This window comes from Hymenobacter sp. B1770, from assembly GCF_049896385.1.
In the GTDB taxonomy this organism is placed as follows: domain Bacteria; phylum Bacteroidota; class Bacteroidia; order Cytophagales; family Hymenobacteraceae; genus Hymenobacter.
In genome coordinates this window covers 93,215-116,090 of sequence record NZ_JAFCUF010000003.1, presented here as the reverse complement: position 1 = coordinate 116,090, position 22,876 = coordinate 93,215, and the positions used below count along the sequence as shown (strand labels likewise).

Here is a 22,876-nt window from a genome sequence, read left to right as displayed (position 1 = left end):
ATTAGATTATGCAGCACGTATCAGCCGTACGCGAGCCACTCGTAACCGGGGGTAAAACGCTACACGACGTAACGCAAGACATCTGCTACCAGGTAGAAGCCAAGCCCAACATCCGTTGGATGGCTGCTTTGAGCGTAGCTCTGTTTTTCCTAGGCATCTTCTTCTATTCGGTATACCGCACTGTGTGGTATGGCATCGGAGAGTGGGGCCTGAACAAGACCGTAAACTGGGCTTGGGACATCACCAACTTCGTGTGGTGGGTGGGTATTGGTCACGCAGGTACGCTGATTTCAGCGGTACTGCTGCTATTCCGTCAGAAGTGGCGGTCGTCCATCAACCGGGCGGCAGAAGCTATGACGATTTTCGCCGTAATCTGTGCCGCGATGTTCCCTGTGCTTCACATGGGCCGTCCGTGGTTGGCTTATTGGGTATTCCCCTTCCAGAACACATTTGGTTCGCTGTGGGTGAATTTCAATTCGCCGCTGCTCTGGGACGTATTCGCCATCTCGACTTACTTCACAGTGTCACTGGTGTTCTGGTACATCGGTCTGATTCCAGACTTTGCTACCATCCGCGACCGTGCTAAAGGTTCCATTGCCAAATTCAGCTACTCGATGCTGAGCTTTGGCTGGAAAGGTTCGGCCAAAGCTTGGTCGCGCTACGAAACGGTGTCTTTGATTCTTGCTGGTGTTTCGACGCCTCTGGTACTGTCCGTACACACCATCGTATCAATGGACTTTGCAACTTCGGTTGTACCAGGCTGGCACACTACCATCTTTCCGCCCTACTTTGTGGCCGGTGCTATCTTCTCGGGCTTCGCCATGGTACTCACGCTGATGCTGATAACCCGGGTGGTGTTCCGTCTGGAAGACTATATCACTCTGGAGCACATCGCCCTTATGAATAAAATCATGATGGTAACCGGCTCTATCGTGGGTGTCGCTTACATCACGGAGTTCTTCATCGCATGGTATTCGCAGGTTGAATTTGAACAGTATGCATTTATCAACCGTGCTACAGGCCCTTACTGGTGGTCGTATGCCGCTATGATGACCTGCAACGTAATTACCCCGCAGTTGGTATGGATTCGCCGGGTACGCTACAGCATCCCGCTGACGTTCGTGCTGTCGATTATTGTGAACATCGGTATGTGGTTCGAGCGCTTCGTAATCATTGTGACTTCGTTGCACCGCGACTACCTGCCGTCGAGCTGGGCTATGTTCTCGCCGTCCATTATCGACATTGGTCTCTATGTGGGTACTCTCGGACTGTTCTTCACCCTATTTCTGCTCTTCGCCAAGTTCTTCCCCGTGATTAACATGGCAGAAGTGAAGACTATCCTGAAGTATACCGTGGACAACGGTCCGACTTACAATCCGCAGAAAGCTGCCCACGCTACCCCCGCTCCTCAACCTGCCATTCACGGGGCTCCTGCTTCAGCACCCGTAAACTACAACAAGCATGACTAAGCGCTATGCCCTCGGCATCTTCGAAGATGAAGACGTGCTGCTGCACGCCGTAGAAAATGTTCGCGCCGCTGGTGTGAAGATTTACGACGTGTTCTCGCCCTATCCCGTTCACGGAATCGACGATGCCTTGGGCATTGAACGTTCGCGACTCCCGATTGCCGCTTTCTTTTTTGGCATGACCGGTCTGTCTTTCGCGCTGTGGATGCAGATTTACATGCTGGGTTTCGACTGGCCCATGATTATTGGTGGCAAACCGCACATCGCGCTTCCCGCCTTTATTCCGGTTGCTTTCGAATTGACTGTGTTCTTTACCTGCCATGGCATGGCGCTCACTTTCTTTACTATTACGGGCCTGTATCCCCGTCCTAAAGTACCGGTGATGGACGTGCGTGCAACCGACGACAAATTCGTAATGGCCATCGAACTGGATGAAACCGGCTCGCAATTTTCTCGGCTGACCCAACTGCTGCGCGATAACGGCGCTTCAGAAGTCAACCAAAAAGAAATGACCACTAAATAATGAAGCATCCGCTGAACCTGAGCTTGCGCGTCTCGGCGCTGTTCTTATCCCTAGGGCTTGCTCCGGCTTGTACCCCTCGGCCTGACGACCCCGGTTTGCAATATGCGCCGGAGATGTATGACCCTATTCCATACGAGCCTTTAAAGCAAACAAATTTTAATAAGGTCAATGCGTTCGGCCTTAATATGCGGACTCCCCCGATTGCTACGGTTCCGCTGGGTAAGCTTGATTACTACAATCACATTCCAAAGGATAGTGTCGGCATTGCTTCGCGCAAGCTTCGCAATCCCTTTCCTTACACTAAGGCAAACTTAGAAGAGGGCAAAGTTCTGTACACGCGCGTCTGCTCGCATTGCCATGGTGAAGCTGGTGCAGGCGATGGGCCAGTAGGGGTAAAGTTCAAGGGTGTGCCCAACTACGCAGTCGGGGCCTACAAAACCATGAACGAGGGTCATATCTACCATGTCATTCAGTGGGGACGTAACCGGATGATGCCCCATGGTTCGATTGTAAACCCTCAAGAACGTTGGAAGATTGCCATGTACGTACGGGTACTCCAGCGTGGCGAAGGCCCAGAGGCACTAGACAAGTTAGTGGCACAAGGTCCTGCTGCAAGCGCAGGTAACACAGCCAGCCCAACTGAATTGACTGACCGCGCCTATCAGGGGCCAGTAGGCCAGGCTCAAGCTAATAAAGCGTCCGCAACCCCGGGCCAAGGCTCGGCATCTCCCGGGCAAATGCACTCCATTGCTCCCAATGGCTCGGGCGTCACTCACTTCTCCGGCACGAAATAATCTATGGCAACTCTGACGCATCAAGAAAGCGCCACGGCTGAACAGCTCGTCGTTACGGATGGCGCCCGTAAAACCTTTATTACCATTATCGTCGCTGGCGTAGTGCTGCTCATTCTTGGCTTGCTGGCTGCCATTTTCCACATTGGAGAAGGTGAGCACGCTGCCGCTGGGGAAGCTGCTGGTCATTTAGGCGCTTCGGCCGGCCATGGTGTCGGTGCTTCGCTACATCATGAAGGCAGCCCAGTTTGGTTGAAGCGGGTACTGGTAAGCCTTTGGCACAGCAACGTATTCTTCCTTGGCGTATCAACTATTGGTACGGTGTTTCTAGCCATCAATTATGTAGCGTACGCTGGCTGGTCAGTAATGATTAAGCGCATTGCGGAAGCACTCAGCGCTTGGATTATCCCAGGAGCTGTCATTATGCTGGTAGTGTTCCTGCTGGGTCGTCACGACATTTTCCACTGGACGCATGATGGCATCATGGACAAAGGCAACCCTAATTATGATGCAATCATCGCGGGTAAAAGCGGCTTCTTGAATTTGCCTTTTTACCTCATCCGCACCATTGTTTACCTCGGCATCTGGGCTTATTTCAGCTGGAAGCTGCGTCAGCTCTCGCTGGCGGAAGACCAGTTGGGTGGTACAGTATGGTTCCACAAAAGCATTAATGTTTCCGCGTTATTCTTGGTGCTATATGCTGTGACCTCGTCAATGGCAGCCTGGGACTGGGTGATGTCGGTTGACACGCACTGGTTCAGCACCATGTTTGGTTGGTATGTATTCGCTTCGTGGTGGGTATCGGGTATTGCAGCTATTGCACTTACTGCAATTTTCTTGAAACAAGCTGGTTATTTGAAGGCTTTAACCTCAAACCACTTGCATGACCTGGGCAAGCTGATGTTCGGTTTTAGCATTTTCTGGACTTATGTTTGGTTCTCACAGTTCATGCTAATCTGGTACGCCAACTTGCCTGAAGAAGCAGTGTACTACAACCAACGCTTGGGAGGGTTTGAAGGTCGCTATACTGGCATCTTCTTTTTCAACCTGATTATCAACTTTGTATTTCCCTTCCTGGGCTTGATGACACGGGATGCCAAGCGTCAGATGATTATCATGAAAATCGTCTGCATTGCTATCCTGATTGGCCACTGGTCAGACTTTTATTTGATGTTCATGCCGGGCACTTTGAAAGCTGAAAGCGGGTTCTTGATAGAGATTGGCATTGCTGCCATCTTCCTGGGCGCTTTCCTTATGCTCTTTGCTCGCCGTCTGGCTTCTGCCTCTCTCGTTCCAGTTCATCACCCCTTCCTGGACGAGAGCGTTCACCATACCACGTAAACTATTGGCATATAGGAGTCAGAGAAACTGGAGATTGGTATAAAATCCTTCCTCAACCTCTGACTCCTACATCCTAACTCATAAATTCCAGATAATGACGGCTCTTACTATTGTGTTGGTGTTGGTGTTGCTGCTGGTCGTTTTCGGCTTGCTGTTCCGCTTACAGATTTTGACTTCTATTTTTTCAGGCACTTTTACCCGGGACATCGGCATGAGCAATAGCGTGAATGCTATTCTGATGCTAGTGTTCATGGTCTTTGGTGGCGCTTGGTTTGCCTATTCATTCGTTGAGAATTTCAACAAAATGAATCCGCCTATTGCCTCGGTGCATGGACATGAGATGGAGCGCATGTTTTGGACGACTATGGCTGTAATTGGGCTTGCTTTCCTTATCACTCAAGTTTTGCTTTTCGTCTATTCGTACAAGTACCAATACAAGGAAAATCGTCGTGCTTACTTCTTTGCCCATAATAACAAGATTGAAGTTATCTGGACAATTATTCCAGCTATTGTAATGGCTGCGCTAATTTTCGCTGGCTGGAAGGCTTGGACTCGCATCACCGGGCCCGCTCCCAAGGAATCGGTAGTGGTTGAGGTGATGGGCAAACAATTCAACTGGTTGGTTCGCTACCCTGGTCGGGACATGAAGTTGGGAGTTGTTAACTACCGCATGATTGATGCAGTCAATGAATTTGGGTTTGACTTGAGCGATAATGCAGCTCTTGATGATTTCACTACCAATGAAATCCATGTGCCCAAAGGTGTTCCGGTTTTAATTAAGATTCGTTCGCGTGATGTACTGCACGCAGTTTATATGCCGCATTTCCGCGTGCAGATGTACGCTGTGCCTGGTATGCCCACTCGTTTTTGGTTTACGCCTACCATGACAACGGATGAGATGCGTGCCAAATTGGGCAATCCGGCATTTAACTATGAGCTGGCTTGCAATCAGGTATGCGGTGGTAGCCACTTCGCGATGAAGGCAACCGTTATTGTAGATGAGCCAGACGATTACCAGAACTGGTACGCCGCTCAGGAGTCGTTCTCAAAGAAAAACCCAGAAGTGTTGGCAGCTCTCAAACAGAAGCTCAACGCACCGGTTTCACAAGTAGCTCAACCTGCTGAAGCCGAAGAAGTGGCCCCGTCTCCGTTGGCTGCTTCCTACTAAATCACTATTAACGGTATCCATTTATGTCAGACATGGCAGCCAAACCTAATCTGTCGCCCAGCGTGCAAGAAGCAAAAGGCGGTAGAGGCTCTGCGCCAGTGCCCGCTACCGAGCACGGCGACCACCTGCACCACGATGACCACGAGCACCACGACCAACACTGGCTGTGGAAGTACGTGTTCAGTCAAGACCACAAGATTATTGCCAAGCAGTTCCTGATTACAGGTATGATTTGGGCCATCTTAGGTGGCACACTTTCTAGCTTATTCCGTCTGCAGTTGGGCTGGCCCGAAGGCTCGATGGAGTGGTTAACTCCATTCTTGGGCAAGTGGATTCAGGCTGGTAAATTGAACCCGGAATTTTACTTGGCTTTGGTGACAATGCACGGTACCATCATGGTGTTCTTTGTATTGACAGCAGGATTGAGTGGTACATTCTCAAACTTTCTGATTCCATTGCAGGTAGGTGCCCGCGACATGGCGTCGGGCTTTATGAACATGCTCTCGTACTGGTTCTTCTTCCTGTCGAGCATCGTGATGTTCTCTTCCCTGTTCATTGAAACCGGTCCTGCTGCTGCTGGCTGGACAATTTACCCTCCGCTGAGCGCACTGCCCCAGTCGATTCCTGGTTCAGGCGCTGGTATGACCTTGTGGTTGGTTAGCATGGCTCTGTTCATCGTTTCCCAGCTATTGGGCGGTGTAAACTATGTGACCACGGTTATCAACATGCGTACCCGTGGTATGAGCATGAGCAAGCTGCCGCTCACTATCTGGGCTTTCTTCCTGACCGCCATCCTTGGTATTCTGTCTTTCCCAGTACTGTTCTCGGCTGCTTTGCTGCTGATTTTTGACCGCTCCTTTGGCACTTCGTTCTTCTTGTCCGATATCTACATCGCGGGACAAGCGCTCAGCAACCAAGGCGGCTCGCCGGTATTGTTCCAGCACTTGTTCTGGTTCTTGGGTCACCCTGAGGTATACATCGTGATTATGCCTGCCATGGGTATGGTTTCGGAAATATTGGCCACTAATGCCCGAAAGCCTATCTTCGGCTACCGCGCTATGATTGGCTCGTTGATTGGCATTTCGCTGCTCTCGTTCGTCGTGTGGGCTCACCACATGTTCGTGACGGGGATGAACCCATTCCTTGGTTCGGTCTTCATGTTCCTGACATTGATTATTGCCGTTCCGTCGGGTGTGAAGGTGTTTAACTGGCTGGCTACACTATGGCGTGGCAACATCCGCTTCACTGCGGCAATGCTCTTCTCTATCGGCTTCGTGTCGTTGTTTATCTCGGGTGGTCTGACCGGTATTATTCTTGGCAACGCAACCCTCGACATTCAGATGCACAACACTTACTTCGTGGTAGCTCACTTCCACTTGGTAATGGGCAGCTCGGCGTTCTTTGGCTTGTTTGCTGGTGTGTATCACTGGTTCCCGAAGATGTTCGGCCGTATGATGGATGAAAAGCTTGGCTACATCCACTTCTGGTTGACTTTCGCAGGTGTTTACCTCGTTTTCATGCCGATGCACTATGTAGGTATCGCCGGTTTCCCCCGTCGTTACTACGCTTGGACTGGCTTTGATGCTTTCTCGCAGTTCGCTGATATGAACAAGTTCATCTCGATTGCAGCCATCCTTGCTTTCTTTGGCCAGTTCATTTTCATCTTCAACTTCTTCTACAGCATATTCCGCGGCCGTCGCGCTACCCAGAACCCCTGGAACTCGACTACTTTGGAGTGGACTACGCCTATCAACCCCGGACACGGCAACTGGCCTGGCGAAATTCCAGCTGTTTACCGTTGGCCTTACGACTACAGCAAGCCTGGTTCAGAAGTGGATTTTATTCCGCAAAACGTTCCGTACTCGAAGACGCAGTCGTCTAACCTGCCCTATGAGCAAGACATGGCAGAATAGTCTGCTACGTTGATTAAGTCCCAAAGCGGGCCGCCTGACCGGCGGCCCGCTTTTGTTTTAAAGGTCTTTTCAGTTCCAGTGATTCTCAGGCACAATTGAGAGGGAACATTGTTCATAAAGAGATGAATAGTTTACAGATAAGTCCAGCCGTTCGCCGCTTTCGGTTTGTAGGAATTCTAACTGTCGTTTCAGTTTATCTGCTGATTTTGGTTGGCGGTATCGTGCGTAGCACTGGCAGCGGAATGGGGTGCCCAGATTGGCCCAAATGCTTTGGCCAATGGATTCCGCCTACTGAGGCCAGCCAACTGCCTGCTGATTATAAAGAGATTTACACCGCTCAGCGTGTGGCGAAAAACCAAAAATTGGCTAGGACCTTAGAACGGCTAGGTTTTGCTCAAGTGGCGGGAAGCATCTTCGCCCACCCAACCCAGTACATTGAGACGGACTTTAACGCCGTAAAAACGTGGATTGAATACGTCAATCGCTTGCTAGGTGCATTGATTGGGGTATTTGTCTTTCTGACGGTAGTTTTTGCTTTGCCGTATTGGCGCCGCGACCGGCCTATTTTCTGGCTAGCATTTGGCTCATTCGTGCTGACTGGCGTGCAGGGCTACTTAGGTTCGCTCGTAGTATCGACGAATCTGCTGCCTATAATGGTTACTATCCATATGGCGTTGGCCTTAGTTATTGTGGCCCTGTTACTGCACGCAGTTGACCGGGCGCAATGGAGACTTGAGAAGCTCGGCATTGTTGGTGAAGAGCAGAGCGAAGACTACGCTGCGTATAGTTTGCCTAAGATGCCCGCTGCCAGCCTGCAATGGGGTTTGTGGGCAGCTTTATTGCTGACGTTCTGGCAAATTGTGCTTGGAACGCAGGTGAGGGAGCAGATTGATATAGTATCGGCTGCAGCCGGTCACTTAGGTCGGGAAACGTGGGTAGAGCAGTTAGGGACCACATTCAGCGTACACCGCACCATGTCTGCGTTGGTGCTCTTGGTAAACGTATATGTATGCTATGAACTTTGGCAACTGGGACGCGCGCGGTTTAGCAAATTGGCCATCATAATGCTCGGGGTTGTTGGGATGGAAATAGTGGCTGGTATCATTCTAGCCTACTTTGCACTGCCGGCTGCGGTGCAGCCAGTGCACCTTATGTTGGCAACAGTTTTATTTGGGGTGCAATTTCTAGCGCTACTTGCAATAGCCCGAGCACGAAAAACCCCGGAAACTATTGCCCCTACGGATGCCGCCCGGCGCGTTGTTGCGTAACTTTGCGGCCCCGTTTAGGCAAGGCTCGCAACGCTGAGCCTAACAACGAAATTTTTACAGGTATTAATGGTAAAGGCCCGCGCCTATTTTCAGCTGCTTAAATTCCGGCTCTCGCTCACGGTTGCGTTCTCCAGCGCTATCGGGTACATGCTGGGGGCGCGAGACTTTAGCTGGAGCCGGACACTGCTTGTTATGCTGGGCGGCCTGCTTGTGACGGGTTCGGCCAACATCATCAACCAAATTCACGAGCGGGAACTGGATAAGCTAATGACCCGAACGGCCAAGCGGCCACTTCCTTTGGGCATTGTTTCCCCAGCAGAGGGTTGGGTATTTTGTGTGCTATTAGGAATTAGCGGGTTGGGCTTGCTCGCTTATTGTTTCAACCCGCTTACGGCAGCGTTATCGTTGCTTTCGCTTATTCTTTATGGCTTTATCTACACACCGCTCAAAACCATCTCGCCGGTTTGTGTGGCAGTAGGAGCCATCCCGGGCGGACTGCCACCCCTAATTGGTTGGGTCGCAGCCACTGGCTACATTGGAGTAGAGGCGTGGGTGCTGTTTGGCATTCAGTTTATGTGGCAGTTCCCACACTTCTGGGCCATTGCCTGGGTTGCTGATGACGATTACAAGCGGGCTGGCTTCAAAATGTTGCCATCGCCTGGCAATCGGGATTTGCGCACCGCTTTTCAGATTATGACCTACACGCTGTTGCTCATCCCGCTGAGCTTATTGCCGTTGGTTTTTAATATCTCGGGTCGGGTCTCGGCATTGGTGGCGGTGGTGTGCGGGGTGCTGTTCTTGTTGCTCACGGTGCAGCTGATGCGCACCCAATCGCGCAAGGCTGCGTTACGTATCATGTTTGCCTCTTTTTTGTACTTGCCCATCGTACAAATTGCTTTGGTACTGGACAAAATGTAGCCTTTTGTTGTTATAAATGAGCGCACACATTAGCGGGCGCATTCTCATTTTTATCCATAATCTGCGTCGGCGTAAGCGGGCGTTACCAATATTATGAATCCTTCCGAAACGTTATCCGATAAAGAAGTCGGACTTGGCTGGCATCCTAAGCGGGTGCTGCTTATTTTGCTTATTTTCAGTATTGTAATGATGTTTGCTGCTTTTACTAGCGGTTACATTGTTCGCCGCGATGAAGGCAACTGGCGCGAGTTTGATTTGCCTTTCTCGTTGTTGATTAATTCAATTATCATTGCTTTGAGCAGCGCCAGTATGCAGTGGGCTTATGCTTCGGCACGGAAAGATGAGATTGGCCGCGTAAAAACCGGAATGACAGTGGCACTGGTTTTAGGCCTGGCTTTCTTGGTAGGGCAGTACTACAGCTTCGGTGACCTTGTTGCGGGCAACACGTACTTTGGGGGAGCAGACGCCAATCCTTCCGGTTCATTCGTATACGTGCTGATGGGCGTGCACGCTTTTCACTTGGTTACTGGCCTAGTTTTTCTGGCCATTGTATTGAGGAGGGTCCTTAATTATCAGGTGCATTCGCGCGCACTGCTTTCGATTGGCAACGCTACCTTATACTGGCACTTCCTGGGTGGGCTTTGGCTGTACCTGTATTTGTTCTTACTTTTGAACCACTAAAACGACGTTACGCTGTCCGCTATGGCCCAACCGACCACTTTGCAGTCACCCGCTGCTTCCGCTACCCAAGACGCCCCACGCACCGGCAACTGGGATGGCGGCAACGAACCTTTCAAAGCGAGCTACGGCAAGCTGATGATGTGGTTCTTTCTGCTCTCTGACGCATTCACCTTCGCCGCATTTCTAACCACATACGGCCTCATTCGTCATAAGCACGAAGTATTTACAGGGACTGGAGAGTTCGTGTTCAGCACCCGCTGGTGGCCTGTTCCGGACCGTGTATTCAACGCTTTCCCGGGCTTGCACGGCATGGATGTGCCGTTGGGTTTCGTGGCATTGATGACGATGATTCTGATTTTAAGTTCAGTGACGATGGTATTGGCCGTAGAGGCTGGCCACCGCATGGACAAGAACGATGTGCAGAAGTGGCTGCTGTGGACTATCCTGTTCGGCACCACATTCTTGCTCAGCCAGGCTTGGGAGTGGAGTCACTTCATCCACGGCACCGAGAAGGGCATGTTGATGGCCGATGGCACGACTTTTCATGGCGCTAACCTAGCGATGAATGAATACGGGCCCGTGCTATTTGCTGACCTGTTTTTCTTCATCACTGGCTTCCACGGCACGCACGTGCTTTCAGGGGTCTGCCTATTGGTTTGGTGCTTTATTGCCACTACCAACGGCACCTTTCACAAGCGTGGTCACTACGAGATGATTGAAAAGATTGGCTTGTACTGGCACTTTGTAGACTTGGTCTGGGTATTCGTATTTACGTTCTTCTACCTCGTATAAGTAGTGAATGAGCGAATGGGTAACCGGGTAGCAGTTTGGCTTCTGGTTACTTATTCTCCGCAAACTCACTCGTTCACTCAATTACTCAATTACCAATTATGGCTGCTCACGCAACTGACGAAAATACCCCAGTAGGGGAGATTGCCAAGCCGAATACCGCTTGGATTTGGAGAACCTTTTTCATTTTGGTCGGCATCACGGCCGTGGAATTCGTGTTTGTGTTCCTGATGGACCCCAGCACTTTCCGAAATAGCATCTTCATTGTGCTTACAATTTTGAAGGCGTTCTTCATTGTAGCAGAATTCATGCACTTGAAGCACGAGACAAAAGGGCTTATTTGGACCATTCTTGTGCCGATGGCTTTGTTGGTGTGGTTGCTGGTTGCTTTGGTTACTGAAGGCTCCTACGTAGGCGAAGTGCTGCAAAACATGTTCAAGTAGCAGATGCGGCCCCGCCAAACCTTGTTACTGGGGCTGTTGCTGTTGTTGCCGGTACTGGCATTTTTATTCCTGTTCAGCTTCGGCAAAAACCGTTACGCGCTGCCCACTTACCTGCCCGACCGTGTGGATTCCACGCAGGTTGGCGGTAAGTGGCGGCGCGATACTGTTTTTCACCAAATTGCGCCTTTCCAGTTGGCTGCCTCTACGGGCCGGCAAGTGAGTAGCCAGGAGTTGGGCCAGGGCCTGTATATAGCTCAGTTCTACGCCGACGATGAAGCCAGCGCCCGCGTGGCTCGACAGTTGCTGCGCGTTCAGGAAAAATTCCGCAAGGAACAGCGAGTGCGCTTGGTCACTTTTGTGTTGAGCGCAGACGCTGCAAATCCAGCTGCGTTAACCCGCTTGGCTGAGCAGTATGGCACCATTGCCGGCAAGTGGTTTTTTCTCACTGGTGCGCCCGATACACTGCGGCGCCTGACGCATCAGGAATTTCGTCTCACAGCAGACCCTAAACGACTGCCCGGTGCCGTTTATACGGCCAACATCCCGGCGGGTCGGCTGTTATTAGTCGACAATCAGCGTCGGGTTCGTGGCATCTACGACGGCACCGACGGCCGCGAAATTGACCGCTTACTCACGGAAGTAACCGTGCAGCTTTACGATTATGAACACCCCCACTGAACAACTGCACCCGCCTGTAATGGCGCCGGGCGACTACACACGCTATAAGATTATTCTGGGCACCCTGGGAGTGGTAGTTCCACTGCTGGTGGCGGTATTGTTTTCCTTTCCCCAGCTATTTCGCATACCGGGCGCAGAGGTAAAGTTTCTGCCAGCCGTAAATGCGGTATTGAATTCGCTCACGGCGGTATGCTTGCTGGCAGGCTATTATTTTATCAGGCAAAAGCAAGTACTGCGTCACCGCGCGATGATGGGTACGGCTTTCGCCCTGGGTGGGCTGTTCCTGCTCTCTTACGTAGCCTACCACTCGCAGGTGGATAGTGTGAAGTTTGGGGGCGTGGGTGCCATACGGTATGCCTATTTCTTTCTGCTGCTTACCCACATTGCCTTGGCTGTGGTGACGGTGGGACTGGTGCTGTTTACCTTGTATTTTGCCCTCACTGGCCAGTATACCAAGCACAAGTCTATTGCGCGGTGGACTTTTCCTGTCTGGCTGTATGTATCTGTGACCGGGGTTATCGTATACTTTATGATTTCACCGTATTACACTTAATCAGCGGTCGGAATACAACCAATCCTGAGGCGGGAAACTTTGCTTCTATCTTAGTGTTCTAATAATATGAAAAAGACATTTTTTGCGGCTGCATTTGCTCTGTTGTTGGGTGTGATGCTCAGCTTGGCTCCACTAGCGGCCAATGCGCAATGCGTAATGTGTAAAACCCAGGTAGAATCGGCGCGGCAGGAGCGTGATGACTACGATGTGGCTGGCCTCAATAAAGGCATTGTGTACATGATGACAGTGCCTTATATCCTAATGGGCGCAGTTGGATACTTTTGGTACCGTCGGACGCATCCCAAACCAGCTAAAAAACAGTAGCAAGTAATTCGACGCTGATTGCAATGTTGACGTTGCCCACGCCGCAATCAGGGGTAGTTGGTTTCGCATTTGTTCAACGCGTTTGTGGAACGTCGTACGGTGTTCGGTACTCGCCAAGGGTTGACTAATATCTTTTTTTTGAATTCAAAAATGCCACCTTCGAGTGGCATTTTTGTTAGGCGTGGATTTTGCAGAGAGCGAACTGCCCCAAAGCGGTGTTGCTGGCTGGTTACCCAAAAAGCTGCAGGCTGCCGTTTATTCGGCTATTACTTTGCATAATACTGTCTCAGCTTCCCATGTGTAATGATTCCGGGCTCGTGCTCATGGGTTCGGCCCGGCAATTTCTTTTCGGCATTTCTCTCAAAACCCAAGCATAAGAGTGGCTTACCTTCTCGCGCGGCGTCGATTGCACTGGCTGTTGCTGCTGGCCGCGGCGTTGTGTTTTGTGAATGGATATCTGGCCAGTCGCTACGCTCAGGAGCCGGGCGTGGTGCAGCGAACCGATTTGACGCGCTTGCAGAAGCTGGTGCGGAATGCCGAGACCCAAGCCCGGAGCGAGGCCGATACCGTGGCGGTGCACCTAACACGGGGTAATTACAGCTTTCAAAAGCTGCTGGATCAAACTACGTATCCTACTTGCGTGCTCGACAACGGCGAGCTACGGTACTGGTCTGATGCTACTTTGCGACCCGAATACGACGCAGCCACTTTAGCTGCTCAGCAGGTGGTGGAGACGCCAGTAGGACACTTTCTGCTATTGCAGCGCCAAGCTGGCCGGTACAATATTCTTACTTATTTGCCCCTGGAGCGGCATTACGGCATCAGCAACCGCTACTTGCGGGAGGGGGGAGAGCAGGCCCTGTTTCGCGGATTGGAACTGCAGGTGGTTGTGGACAGCACCGCCAAGGGTTTGGCGCGCTTCGAATCGGCTAGCGGCAGCTACCTGTTCTCAATAAAGCGACTTCAGCCCAACCCACTAACGGGCCAATACGTGCCGCTGGCCCTGCTGGCCTTGGGCTGTGTGCTGTATGCAGCGGGCTGGCTGCTGCTCGCTCGCCGGTGGTGGCGGGCGCGGCGGCCAGGAGTGGCCGCGATAGTTCTGGTGCTGCCAATGGTCTTGCTGCGCGCAGCGCTGCTGTATTTGGGGTTGCCGTATTCATTTATTGAATTGCCGCTGTTCGACCCGCGTGTGTACGCCGCTTCCTGGTGGGCGCCGTCGTTGGGCGACCTGCTCCTGAGTTCAATGCTGGGTTTGCTGGTGGCAGCAGGCGGCATGGCCCTCTGGCGAAGCCTGCGGGTGCTGGAGCGGGTGCGGGCGCCTCGCACCCCTGGTGGGCAGGCACTGGCGGCTGCGGGTGTGGGAGTTGCGTTTGGGGTGTGGCTGGTGCTGCTGTTCCTGTACTACACCACGGCTTTTGGCAGTTCCCAATTGAGTTTGGATATAACCCGGAACCTGCAGGTAACAGGTTTTTGGGTGTTGCTGGGGCTGGCGGTGCTGTTGCACACGGCTGCGTGGCTGGTCGGTTTTTATGGTTTGACGCAGCTGGCCGGCGCACTGCTGCAGCATGTGCCCCGGCGAACTTTGCTGCTGGGCCCGGCTGTGGCTGCGCTGCCCCTATTGGGGGTGGGGCTGGCGTGGGAGCTGCCGTGGATGCTACTGGCTGGGGTATTGCTGCTGTTTGCATCGTTGGTAAAGGCCGTGAACCTGCGCGCCGAACCCCTTGCAGGAAGCTATCAGGCTTCGGTGCTGATAGTGCTGCTGCTGGCGCTGGCGTCGGCCACGGGTGCGCTGGCACTTTATGCTCATTTCGAGAAACAATTGCTGGTTGATAAGCAGCGGGTTGCCAGCAACTTGCTGATTGAAAATGACTTTTATGGGGAGTTTGAGCTGGGCGAGCGAATGCGGGAAATTGCCCGGGACCCCTTTGTGCGCCGTTCGCTTTCGGCCGCGTTTGGCCAATCAGAGGCCGTGCGCCAACGCATTGCCCGGCAGTATTTGAGTGATTATTTCGATAAATACGAGAGTAACATCATTCTCTACGACGAAGCCGGAGAACCCTTGGGTGCTGTGCCCGGCACTCCCGGCTTTGTAGAGGCGCGGGCCGAACTGGAACGCACGGCTACCCCAACCGGCCAGCGCGGGGTATACTTGATGCATTCGGTCAATCCGTTCAGTTCCCGGCGCTACGTCGCTCAAATCAAGGTGCCCGGCAACCGCGTGAGTGGTTCCGGCTTGCCCCTGGGCGCGGTACGGGTGGAGCTGACGCTGAAAAAACTTACGACTTACAGCGTTTTGCCTGAATTGCTGGTCGACCAAAAGTTCTTTCAGCCCGGCTTGGCCACGGAGCTCAGCTACGCGGGCTACACAAAGGGCGGGCTTATGTATAGCGAAGGCGACTTTGATTATGCGAACCTGCTGCCAGCCAGCTTGCTGAACGAGCCGCGCCTGTACGAAGCAGGCGTAAGCCGCAATGGGTACCATCATTACGCCGTGCGCGGCTCTCTGGACCGGACCGTGGTGGTGACTACAGCTACCTACTCACCGGGCGATTGGTTGGCCAACTTCTCGTTTCAGTTTCTGATGTCGTCGCTTTTCTGGCTGTTGGTGGTGGGGCTCCTGCTTTTGCTGCGTGGAAAGTCAATGGCGCGGCTGCGGCTTAATTTCAGTGCGCGCATCCAGCTGCTGCTGAACGTGGGCATTGTGGTGCCACTGGTGGTGGTGAGCGTTGCGACGGCCAGCCAGCTTATTGCCTCTTACCAGCGCGATTTGGCTCGGACGTACGAGCGCCGCGGGCAGTTGGCCCTGGAGAGCCTCCGCCGGCAGCGCCACTTGCTCTCGGACAGCACAGCCCGGCCTACGCTGGCTGCACTGGCGAAGAACGTAGCCAGCCTGACCGAAACCGACCTAAACCTCTACGATGTGCACGGGGAACTGCTAGCTAGCAGCCAACCCTTGATTTTCGATGCCGGGCTGCTGGGGCCGCTGCTGAACCCACAGGCCGTGGTGGCGCTGCGCGAACAGAACCGGCAGCGTGCTTTGCTCACAGAGCGGGCGGGGTCGCTCTCGTTCAACGCGCTGTACTTGCCGGTGCGGGCTGGGGCGGGAGAGGTGGTAATAACCGACCTGGCAGGGCACGCCATCAAACAAAAAGGACCGCGCGGAGGAGCCAAGCCAGCTACGAACTTCGATGAAGACGCTTCCCTGCAAAATGAATTCAACGAGGCCTCGGCCGACGACACCGCCCTGCCTACCGGGCCTATACTGGGGTACGTGGGAATTCCGTTCTTTGACTCGGAAAAAGAGCTCAACACCAAGCTGACCGAGCTATTTACGACGATTCTCAACATCTTTACCCTGATGTTTTTGCTGTTCTTAGGCCTAGCCTTTGTGGCGGCACGGCAGCTCACGGCTCCGCTCAAGCTCATCACCCAAAAGCTGACGCTAACCACCCTCACCGGCGAAAACGAGCTGCTGGACTACCGCAGCTCCGACGACGAAATTGGCCTGCTAGTGCGCGAATACAATACCATGCTTACCAAGCTGGAGGCTAGTAAACGGGAGCTGGCTGCCCAGGAAAAAGAGGCTGCGTGGCGCGAGATGGCCCGGCAGGTGGCCCACGAAATCAAGAACCCGCTCACGCCGATGAAGCTGAGCCTGCAGTTTCTGCAGAAAGCCATCAACGAGCGCCGACCGAACGCCGAGGAGCTGATTGGGCGGATTTCGCAAACCCTTATCACTCAAATTGACGTGCTGAGCGACATTGCCACGTCGTTTAGCACGTTTACCAACTTGCCCGCCATGCGCCCCGAGCGGCTGGACGTAGCGGCGATTCTGCGCCGCTGCGCGGCCCTGCACCAGCCCGATACCAACGACGGTGCCCTGGAGCTGCATTTGCCCCCGGACTCGGAGAGCGAGCGTTACGTGGTGTACGCGGACGAAAACCTATTGGTGCGGACCTTCAACAACCTGCTGATAAACGCGCGGCAGGCTGTGCCCGAGGGCCGCGACCCGCACATAGGCGTGTCGCTGGCGCCGGCTGACAGTGGCCGCCTGCGAGTGACCATTTGTGATAACGGGGCGGGTATCACCGATGAGGTGCGCGAAAAGATGTTTGTGCCCAATTTCACGACCAAGGAAACCGGGTCGGGCATTGGGCTGGCGGTGGCCAAGCGCGGCATCGAGAGTGCGGGGGGGCGCATTTGGTTTGAAACCAAAGTGGACGAAGGCACGCAATTTCATATTGAGCTGCCGCTGGCTGGGTAAGGAGGCACCCAATTTCATCCTGGCAATTCCTTTCTAGAGCAAGGATTTGCAAACCAAGAGCTACCAGCGGTAGCCTACTCAACCACGAGCTTGGATGTGAAAGGCCCACAGTGAACGGAGTAAACGCCTGGGCGCATACCAACCAAGTCAAGAGCCGTGGTGCTGGCTTGCGCGGGGAGCATGTGTTGACGTACCAACCGGCCCAGTGCATCATGTAATAGCACCGAGCGCGCAGTAGAAGCGGCTGGCAGCGATACCGTGGCGCTGTTTCGGGCCGGACTCGGATAGAGCGCCATGGTGTTGCCGGGGTTCCTGGCAAAGACGCTAGTAGGCGTCTGCACCGCGAAGCTGGTGCTGCTGGTGACCGTGCCACTGGGCGTTACTACCCGCAACTGGCCGCTTGTGGCCCCGCTGGGTACTACGATACCCGTGATTTGGGTGCCGGCCGGGTCCACAGCAAAGCCGCTGCTGACGGTATGATTGCCGGTGCCCTCGAAAACCACGGCTACGGATTCCTGTAAATTGCTGCCAGTGAGGGTGATGGTGCTGCCTGCGGGTCCGCTGCCCGGCGTAGTACCCGTTGCAGTCAGCGTTAGCGGAGCCGAATTTAGCAGCACCCCGACGGACGACGCGGCGGAGTTCGTTGTCACAATATCCAAGCGGCCGTCGCTGTTGACATCACCTAGTGCCACCTCCCACGGAACCCTATTAGCGCCGGTTGAATATGAAAAAGGTGTGCTGAAGCCGCCTGGGTACCCCAGCAACACCCCAACGGCGTTGGCTCCGGGGCTTGCCAGCACGATATCGGGCCAACTGTCCCCGTTGACATCCCCCACGGCCAAGCCATGAGCCGACAGGCCAGCAGTCGGGAAGTAACTGATGGGAGCAAGGCCATTGGGCTTTCCTAATAGTACACCCAGGGTGGGGCCGGTAGGAGCATCGTCGCTGGATGTGACCACGTCGAGTCGCCCGTCGCCGTCTACGTCAGCCAGGGCCACTCCCATGAGGTAAAGCGTCGACGTGTTTACCCTGCTGCGAAACGCAGGGTAGGTAACTACCGGCGCAAATCCCCCGCCGGGTTGTCCGAGAAGTACGCCAATGGTGGCGGACTTGGTATTTCCCGTGACGATGTCGAGCCGCCCGTCGCCGTTCAAGTCACCCAGTGCTACGGCAAAGGGCGAACTTTCTACGCCAGTTGAATACCTAATGACCGGCGCAAAGCCACCGGCTTGGCCCATCAGCACATCCACGTGGTTCGTGCCAAGGTTTGCCAATACAATATCAGGTAATCCATCGCCGTTCAGGTCGCCCAAGGCAATTTTTTGGATGATGCCTCCTCCAGTTTGATACGTACTCATCGACCCAAACCCGCTGGCTTGTCCTAATTGCACCCCCACCGAAATGGGACCGTTACCTCCCGTTATCAGGTCGAGCCGGCCGTCGCCATTTACATCGCGCAGTGCCAGGTCAAAAGAGCCGGCAGCTGATGGGTATGCGGTAACCGGCCCGAAAAGTCCTCCTGGTTGCCCCAGCAGCACGCTGGTTAGGTGCTGGTTAGCGTTGTCGCCCGCCACAATGTCAAGCAAGCCATCGCCGTTCAGGTCGCCCAAAGCCAAGCCGTAGGGTCGCGTGCCGGCCACTATCCGGTATTCAACTACTGGGTCGAATCCCTGCGCCCAACATTTTGGCCCGGCAACGCTTAAGGTTAGCAGGGTACTTAAAAAGAGTGCGCTGCGATTGTTGTTAAGCCAAGGTAGAATTTTGACCATAATTTGAGAAAAGAGTAAATTAGGGCGAAAGGTAATTCCCATTGAAACATCCATAATACAGCCGTCTCTGTAAGTTATAGCAGAACCGGATTGGGCGTGTCGGTGCCTGGGCACCAAACCTTAGGGCTTAGGCGTTGTGCCGACACTTCTCCCGACCTTTACTGCATGATTCGCCGCTTACGCCTGTGCTTACCCTTCGCGGGCCTGCTCGTTGCGGCGCTACTATTCCTGACCGGGCGGGCGGAGGCACAGGTGCGGCCCGCCCGCCCGGGCGAAGCTACCCCGCCCAATACCCGGCGCTGCCGCTACGTGCCGCTGGCGCTGGGGCAGGACACCACCACCTTTGCCCTTGTCGATACGCTCACGGTGGTGCCATCCTCAGTGACGGTGCAGGGCCAAATGGTGGCTTATGACACCCGCACCAACCGGTATAGTTGGATTCGACCGGCCCCGCACGATACCAGCGATGTGCCCGTGCCCGATTCGCTGCTGCTATGCTACCGAGTGCTGCCGCTGCGTTTGTCAGCGGCGCGCTTTCGCCGGCCCCTGAGCCTGATGGACAGCATGAGCTTTCGTCGCGATGCCATGCGGTACGAAGACTTCTCGGTAAAAGAGCAGATTCTGAGCACGCCGGGCATCAACAAAACCGGCAATCTGGCGCGGGGCATCAGCTTTGGTAACACCCAGAACGTCTTTGTGAATTCAGCCCTCAACCTGCAACTGGAGGGCAAGCTGGCAGAAAACATCAACCTCACGGCAGCCATCAGCGACCAGAACGTGCCCTTTCAGCCAGAGGGTAACACCCAGCAGCTTCAGCAGTTCGACAGAATCTTCATCACCCTGACCAACCCGAACTGGAACCTGACGGCCGGTGACGTGGTGCTGCGCAACAAGCCCGATTACTTCCTGCGCTACTACAAAAACATACAGGGGGCAGCGGCCGAGGCCAATTTTGGGCCGCCCATCGTGGGGCTGGCCGGCCTGGGAGCCATGCAGGGCGTGTCGAACGCCGTGTTTCTGAATGGGCAGGCCGGGCAGGTGCCCGGGGGCATGCCCAACTCTTTGCCCAATGGGCCTTCGCCCGTTACGTTGAATCCGCCAGCCATCAGCCAGCCCCAGCTCACGGACCCCAATGGGCAGGGCGTTGGCAGAGTAGATGAGCCGCCGTTGCCCCAAGGCGACGCCGCTCCCGTGGCGGGGGCTACTGTGAACAGTGCGGGCGTGCGACGGGGCGTGGCGTGGCAGTCGTCGACCGCGGCCGCAGGCGGGGTGGCCAAGGGAAAATTTGCTAGTATTGAGATTCCACCCATCGAAAACGTGCAGGGCCCTTACCGCCTCAACGGACCCAATGGCGAGCAGTTCATTATTGTGCTGGCCAATTCCGAGCGGGTGTACCTCGACGGCCGCCTGCAAACCCGGGGCTTCGACGCCGACTACACCATTGACTACAACCTGGCCGAAGTCACGTTTACGCCGAGCCACCTCATCACTCGCAACTCACGAATTAAGATTGATTTTGAATACTCGGACCTGAACTACGCCCGCTCGCTTTATGCCCTGAGCCACTACCAGCAGCTGGGCCGGCTGCGCGTGCAGGGTAATTTTTACCAGGAAGCCGACAACCCCGACAATTCGCCCAACCTCAACCTAGACAGTACCCAGCGTGTGCAGTTGCAGCAGGCAGGCAACGTGCCGTTTGCGGTGACGCGCGGCGAGGAAGTGGTAGGCTATACGCGCACGAAAGTGCTGTATCGTCGCGATACCGCTACGGGCCGGTTTAGCCGCGCGGTGGGGGCCGATACCTTAGGCGTGGTGTTCGAAGTGCGGTTTACGGACGTGGGGCAGGGCAATGGCGACTACGCCCTATCCAACGACCCCAGCGAGGTGAGCAGCAACGGCCGCGTCTACCGATTTGTGGGGCCTGGGCAGGGGCGCTACGCACCACTGCGGCGGCTGCCCACGCCCCTGTTGAAGCAGATGATTTCGGGGAGCGTGAGCTACCAGGTTGACAGCAGCACCACCGTGTTTTTTGATGCCGCCCGCTCGCGGCTAGACCGCAACCGATTTTCGACCGAGCGAGACGAGGACGGCGCTATGCGCATGGGCTACGTGGTGCAGGACCGGCAACTGCCCGACGCCCTGGCGCAGGGGATGCTGCGCAACTACCGTTTCCGCTCCACCCTGGACTATGAGTACACCGGCAAGCGCTTCTCGCCGATAGACCGCTACCGCGATATTGAGTTCGACCGCAACTGGAGCGCCACCAACACGCTGCAAAGCAACTCCAGTGGCCAAACGGCGCGGTCCGATAATATTTTTAATCTCAGCCTGGGGCTGATGAAAGACGCCAACAACGGCGTGAGCTACCGGCTCAGCCGCCGCTTTAGGCGCGGCGAGGTGAGCGGCTTGCAGCACTGGGTAGATGCGGCCAAAAAGGTAGGCAACCTGGAGCTGCGCGGCTCGCTGTTCGTACTCAACTCCAGGGCCGGCCGCTTCCAGTCAGATTGGGCCAGGGGCGAGGCCACGGGCCGCTTTGTGAGCGGGAAGGTAGTGCCGGGCTACACCTACCGCTTCGATAAAAACCGGGTGAGCTCGGCTACCACTGATACCGTTCGGTCGGCCAATTATTTCGACGAGCACAACGTGTTCATCCAGAGCCGCGACTCGGCACGCACCCAGTACCGCTTCGACTACAGCTACCGCCGCGACCAAACCCCCAACCCCGAGCAAAACGCCCTGCAGCTGCGCGGCACGGCCCAAACCTGGCACGGCACGCTGGCCTCGAGGCTGGGCAAAACCCAGGACATTCGCCTGTTGGCCACCTACCGCGACCTGGACTCCTTGGGCCTGGCCCGTAACCGCACGGTGCTGGGGCAGGTGTTCTACAACGCCAGCCTGCTGCAAAACCAGGTGCGTTCCGAGTTGAGCTACAGCGTAGCCACGGGCCGGGAGCTGAAGCGAGATTTTTCGTTTATCGCCGTGCCAGCGGGCCAGGGTACCCATTTTTACGGCGGCGATGCCGATGGCGACGGGCAGCAGGACAAAGACGAGTTTTTTGAAGCTCAGACCTCGGACGCGCAGTACCGGACCTTCATCAAAGTGTATTTGCCAACCTCGGACTACATCACGGCCTTCACCAACCGTCTCAGCTACCGCCTGACCACGGCCGCCCCGCGTGGCTGGCGCGAAGCCGGCGGCCTGCGGGCAGCCGCTTCGCGCTTTGCTACCCTCACCAGCATCACCGTAGACCGCCGCACCACCGACCCTTCGCTGGTTTCGCGCCTCAGTCCGTTTAGCTACGATAAGGAGGATGAGCAGCTAATTGCCTTCAATCAGCTGATGCGTAATACGCTATACTTCAATCGGTCCAATCCGATTTTTGGGGCCGAGCTAACGGTGCAGCAAACCCAGCAGAAAACGCTGCTGGCCCAGGGCGCCGACCTGCGCAACCTGAGCACCCAAAGCCTGCTGGTGCGCCGCACCCTGGCCACATCATTTACGGGCCGCCTTACCGGCACCCGCGAGATTCGCGAGTCGAACAGCACCTACCTGCTCTCCCGCAACTACCGCCTGCTCATCTACACCGCGCAGCCCGAAGTCAGCTACCAGCCCACGCCCAGCCTGCGCCTCACGGGCACCTATCTGCACACCCGTAAGCAAAACACCCTTGCTACTGAAGGCGCCGAACTTAACCCCGGTATTTTCGACGAGTTGGGCCTCGAAACCCGCCTCAGCCAGGTAAACAAGCGCATCATCACGGTGGCCACCCGCTATACCAACGTCAAGTTTGAGGGCGCCAACCCCAACTCCGTGGTGGCCGTGGAAATTCTTAACGCCCTGCGTCCCGGCAGCAACTATACCTGGAACCTGAACGTGGAGCAGCGCCTCAGCAATGGCCTAAACATCACGCTGGCCTACGACGGCCGCAAAGCCAGTGGCCTGAACACCGTGCACACCGGCCGCATGCAGGTGGCCGTGCTGTTCTAA

17 protein-coding genes are annotated in these 22,876 nt (G+C 54.9%); 16 read left to right on the top strand and 1 reads right to left on the bottom strand.

Going from position 1 to position 22,876, the window contains the following annotated elements:
- Window positions 1-8: 8 nt before the first annotated feature.
- The 15 genes from nrfD to ACP7AJ_RS07310 all read left to right on the top strand — a co-directional run bounded on the left by nrfD (window position 9) and on the right by ACP7AJ_RS07310 (window position 17,120).
- A complete protein-coding gene (gene nrfD, locus ACP7AJ_RS07380) occupies window positions 9-1,469 on the top strand; it encodes an NrfD/PsrC family molybdoenzyme membrane anchor subunit (RefSeq protein ID WP_234795171.1) in 1,461 nt (486 codons plus the stop codon).
- A complete protein-coding gene (locus ACP7AJ_RS07375) occupies window positions 1,462-1,989 on the top strand; it encodes a DUF3341 domain-containing protein (protein WP_426059550.1) in 528 nt (175 codons plus the stop codon). Before nrfD ends, ACP7AJ_RS07375 begins: the two co-directional genes overlap by 8 nt.
- Window positions 1,989-2,783, top strand: a complete 795-nt coding sequence (locus tag ACP7AJ_RS07370; RefSeq protein ID WP_426059549.1) for a c-type cytochrome — start codon at window positions 1,989-1,991, stop codon at window positions 2,781-2,783. Before ACP7AJ_RS07375 ends, ACP7AJ_RS07370 begins: the two co-directional genes overlap by 1 nt.
- 3 nt (window positions 2,784-2,786) lie before the next feature.
- Entirely contained in the window at window positions 2,787-4,121 is a 1,335-nt protein-coding gene (locus ACP7AJ_RS07365; protein WP_426059548.1) for a quinol:cytochrome C oxidoreductase, read from the top strand.
- A gap of 94 nt (window positions 4,122-4,215) precedes the next feature.
- Window positions 4,216-5,289: a cytochrome c oxidase subunit II gene (locus ACP7AJ_RS07360; RefSeq protein ID WP_426059547.1), complete on the top strand. Its 1,074-nt coding sequence runs from the start codon at window positions 4,216-4,218 to the stop codon at window positions 5,287-5,289.
- A gap of 32 nt (window positions 5,290-5,321) precedes the next feature.
- A complete protein-coding gene (locus ACP7AJ_RS07355) occupies window positions 5,322-7,202 on the top strand; it encodes a cytochrome c oxidase subunit I (protein WP_426059546.1) in 1,881 nt (626 codons plus the stop codon).
- A 122-nt stretch (window positions 7,203-7,324) separates the two neighbouring features.
- Window positions 7,325-8,470 carry a COX15/CtaA family protein gene (locus ACP7AJ_RS07350; RefSeq protein ID WP_426059545.1) on the top strand — a complete coding sequence of 382 codons (1,146 nt, stop codon included), beginning with the start codon at window positions 7,325-7,327 and terminating at the stop codon, window positions 8,468-8,470.
- A 66-nt stretch (window positions 8,471-8,536) separates the two neighbouring features.
- Window positions 8,537-9,388 (top strand): heme o synthase, encoded by an 852-nt coding sequence (gene cyoE, locus ACP7AJ_RS07345; RefSeq protein WP_426059544.1) that lies wholly within the window; start codon window positions 8,537-8,539, stop codon window positions 9,386-9,388.
- 93 nt (window positions 9,389-9,481) lie between these two features.
- Window positions 9,482-10,069: a cytochrome c oxidase subunit 3 gene (locus tag ACP7AJ_RS07340; protein WP_426059543.1), complete on the top strand. Its 588-nt coding sequence runs from the start codon at window positions 9,482-9,484 to the stop codon at window positions 10,067-10,069.
- Window positions 10,070-10,090: 21 nt separating this feature from the next.
- Window positions 10,091-10,861, top strand: a complete 771-nt coding sequence (locus ACP7AJ_RS07335) for a cytochrome c oxidase subunit 3 (protein WP_426059542.1) — start codon at window positions 10,091-10,093, stop codon at window positions 10,859-10,861.
- Between the two features lie 98 nt (window positions 10,862-10,959).
- The gene (locus ACP7AJ_RS07330; RefSeq protein ID WP_426059541.1) at window positions 10,960-11,301 is read left to right on the top strand and encodes a cytochrome C oxidase subunit IV family protein; all 342 of its coding nucleotides are present in this window, start codon (window positions 10,960-10,962) and stop codon (window positions 11,299-11,301) included.
- Between the two features lie 3 nt (window positions 11,302-11,304).
- Window positions 11,305-11,979: an SCO family protein gene (locus tag ACP7AJ_RS07325; protein ID WP_426059540.1), complete on the top strand. Its 675-nt coding sequence runs from the start codon at window positions 11,305-11,307 to the stop codon at window positions 11,977-11,979.
- Entirely contained in the window at window positions 11,963-12,532 is a 570-nt protein-coding gene (locus tag ACP7AJ_RS07320) for a DUF420 domain-containing protein (RefSeq protein WP_426059539.1), read from the top strand. Before ACP7AJ_RS07325 ends, ACP7AJ_RS07320 begins: the two co-directional genes overlap by 17 nt.
- A gap of 66 nt (window positions 12,533-12,598) precedes the next feature.
- Window positions 12,599-12,856, top strand: a complete 258-nt coding sequence (locus tag ACP7AJ_RS07315) for a hypothetical protein (protein ID WP_426059538.1) — start codon at window positions 12,599-12,601, stop codon at window positions 12,854-12,856.
- Between the two features lie 379 nt (window positions 12,857-13,235).
- Window positions 13,236-17,120: a sensor histidine kinase gene (locus ACP7AJ_RS07310; RefSeq protein WP_426059537.1), complete on the top strand. Its 3,885-nt coding sequence runs from the start codon at window positions 13,236-13,238 to the stop codon at window positions 17,118-17,120.
- 74 nt (window positions 17,121-17,194) lie between these two features.
- Here the strand turns inward: ACP7AJ_RS07310 and ACP7AJ_RS07305 are convergent, their stop codons facing one another.
- A complete protein-coding gene (locus ACP7AJ_RS07305; protein WP_426059536.1) occupies window positions 17,195-18,760 on the bottom strand; it encodes a T9SS type A sorting domain-containing protein in 1,566 nt (521 codons plus the stop codon).
- A 294-nt stretch (window positions 18,761-19,054) separates the two neighbouring features.
- Between ACP7AJ_RS07305 and ACP7AJ_RS07300 the strand changes: the two genes are divergently transcribed.
- Window positions 19,055-22,876, top strand: coding sequence for a hypothetical protein (locus tag ACP7AJ_RS07300; protein WP_426059535.1), 3,822 nt, complete (start codon window positions 19,055-19,057; stop codon window positions 22,874-22,876).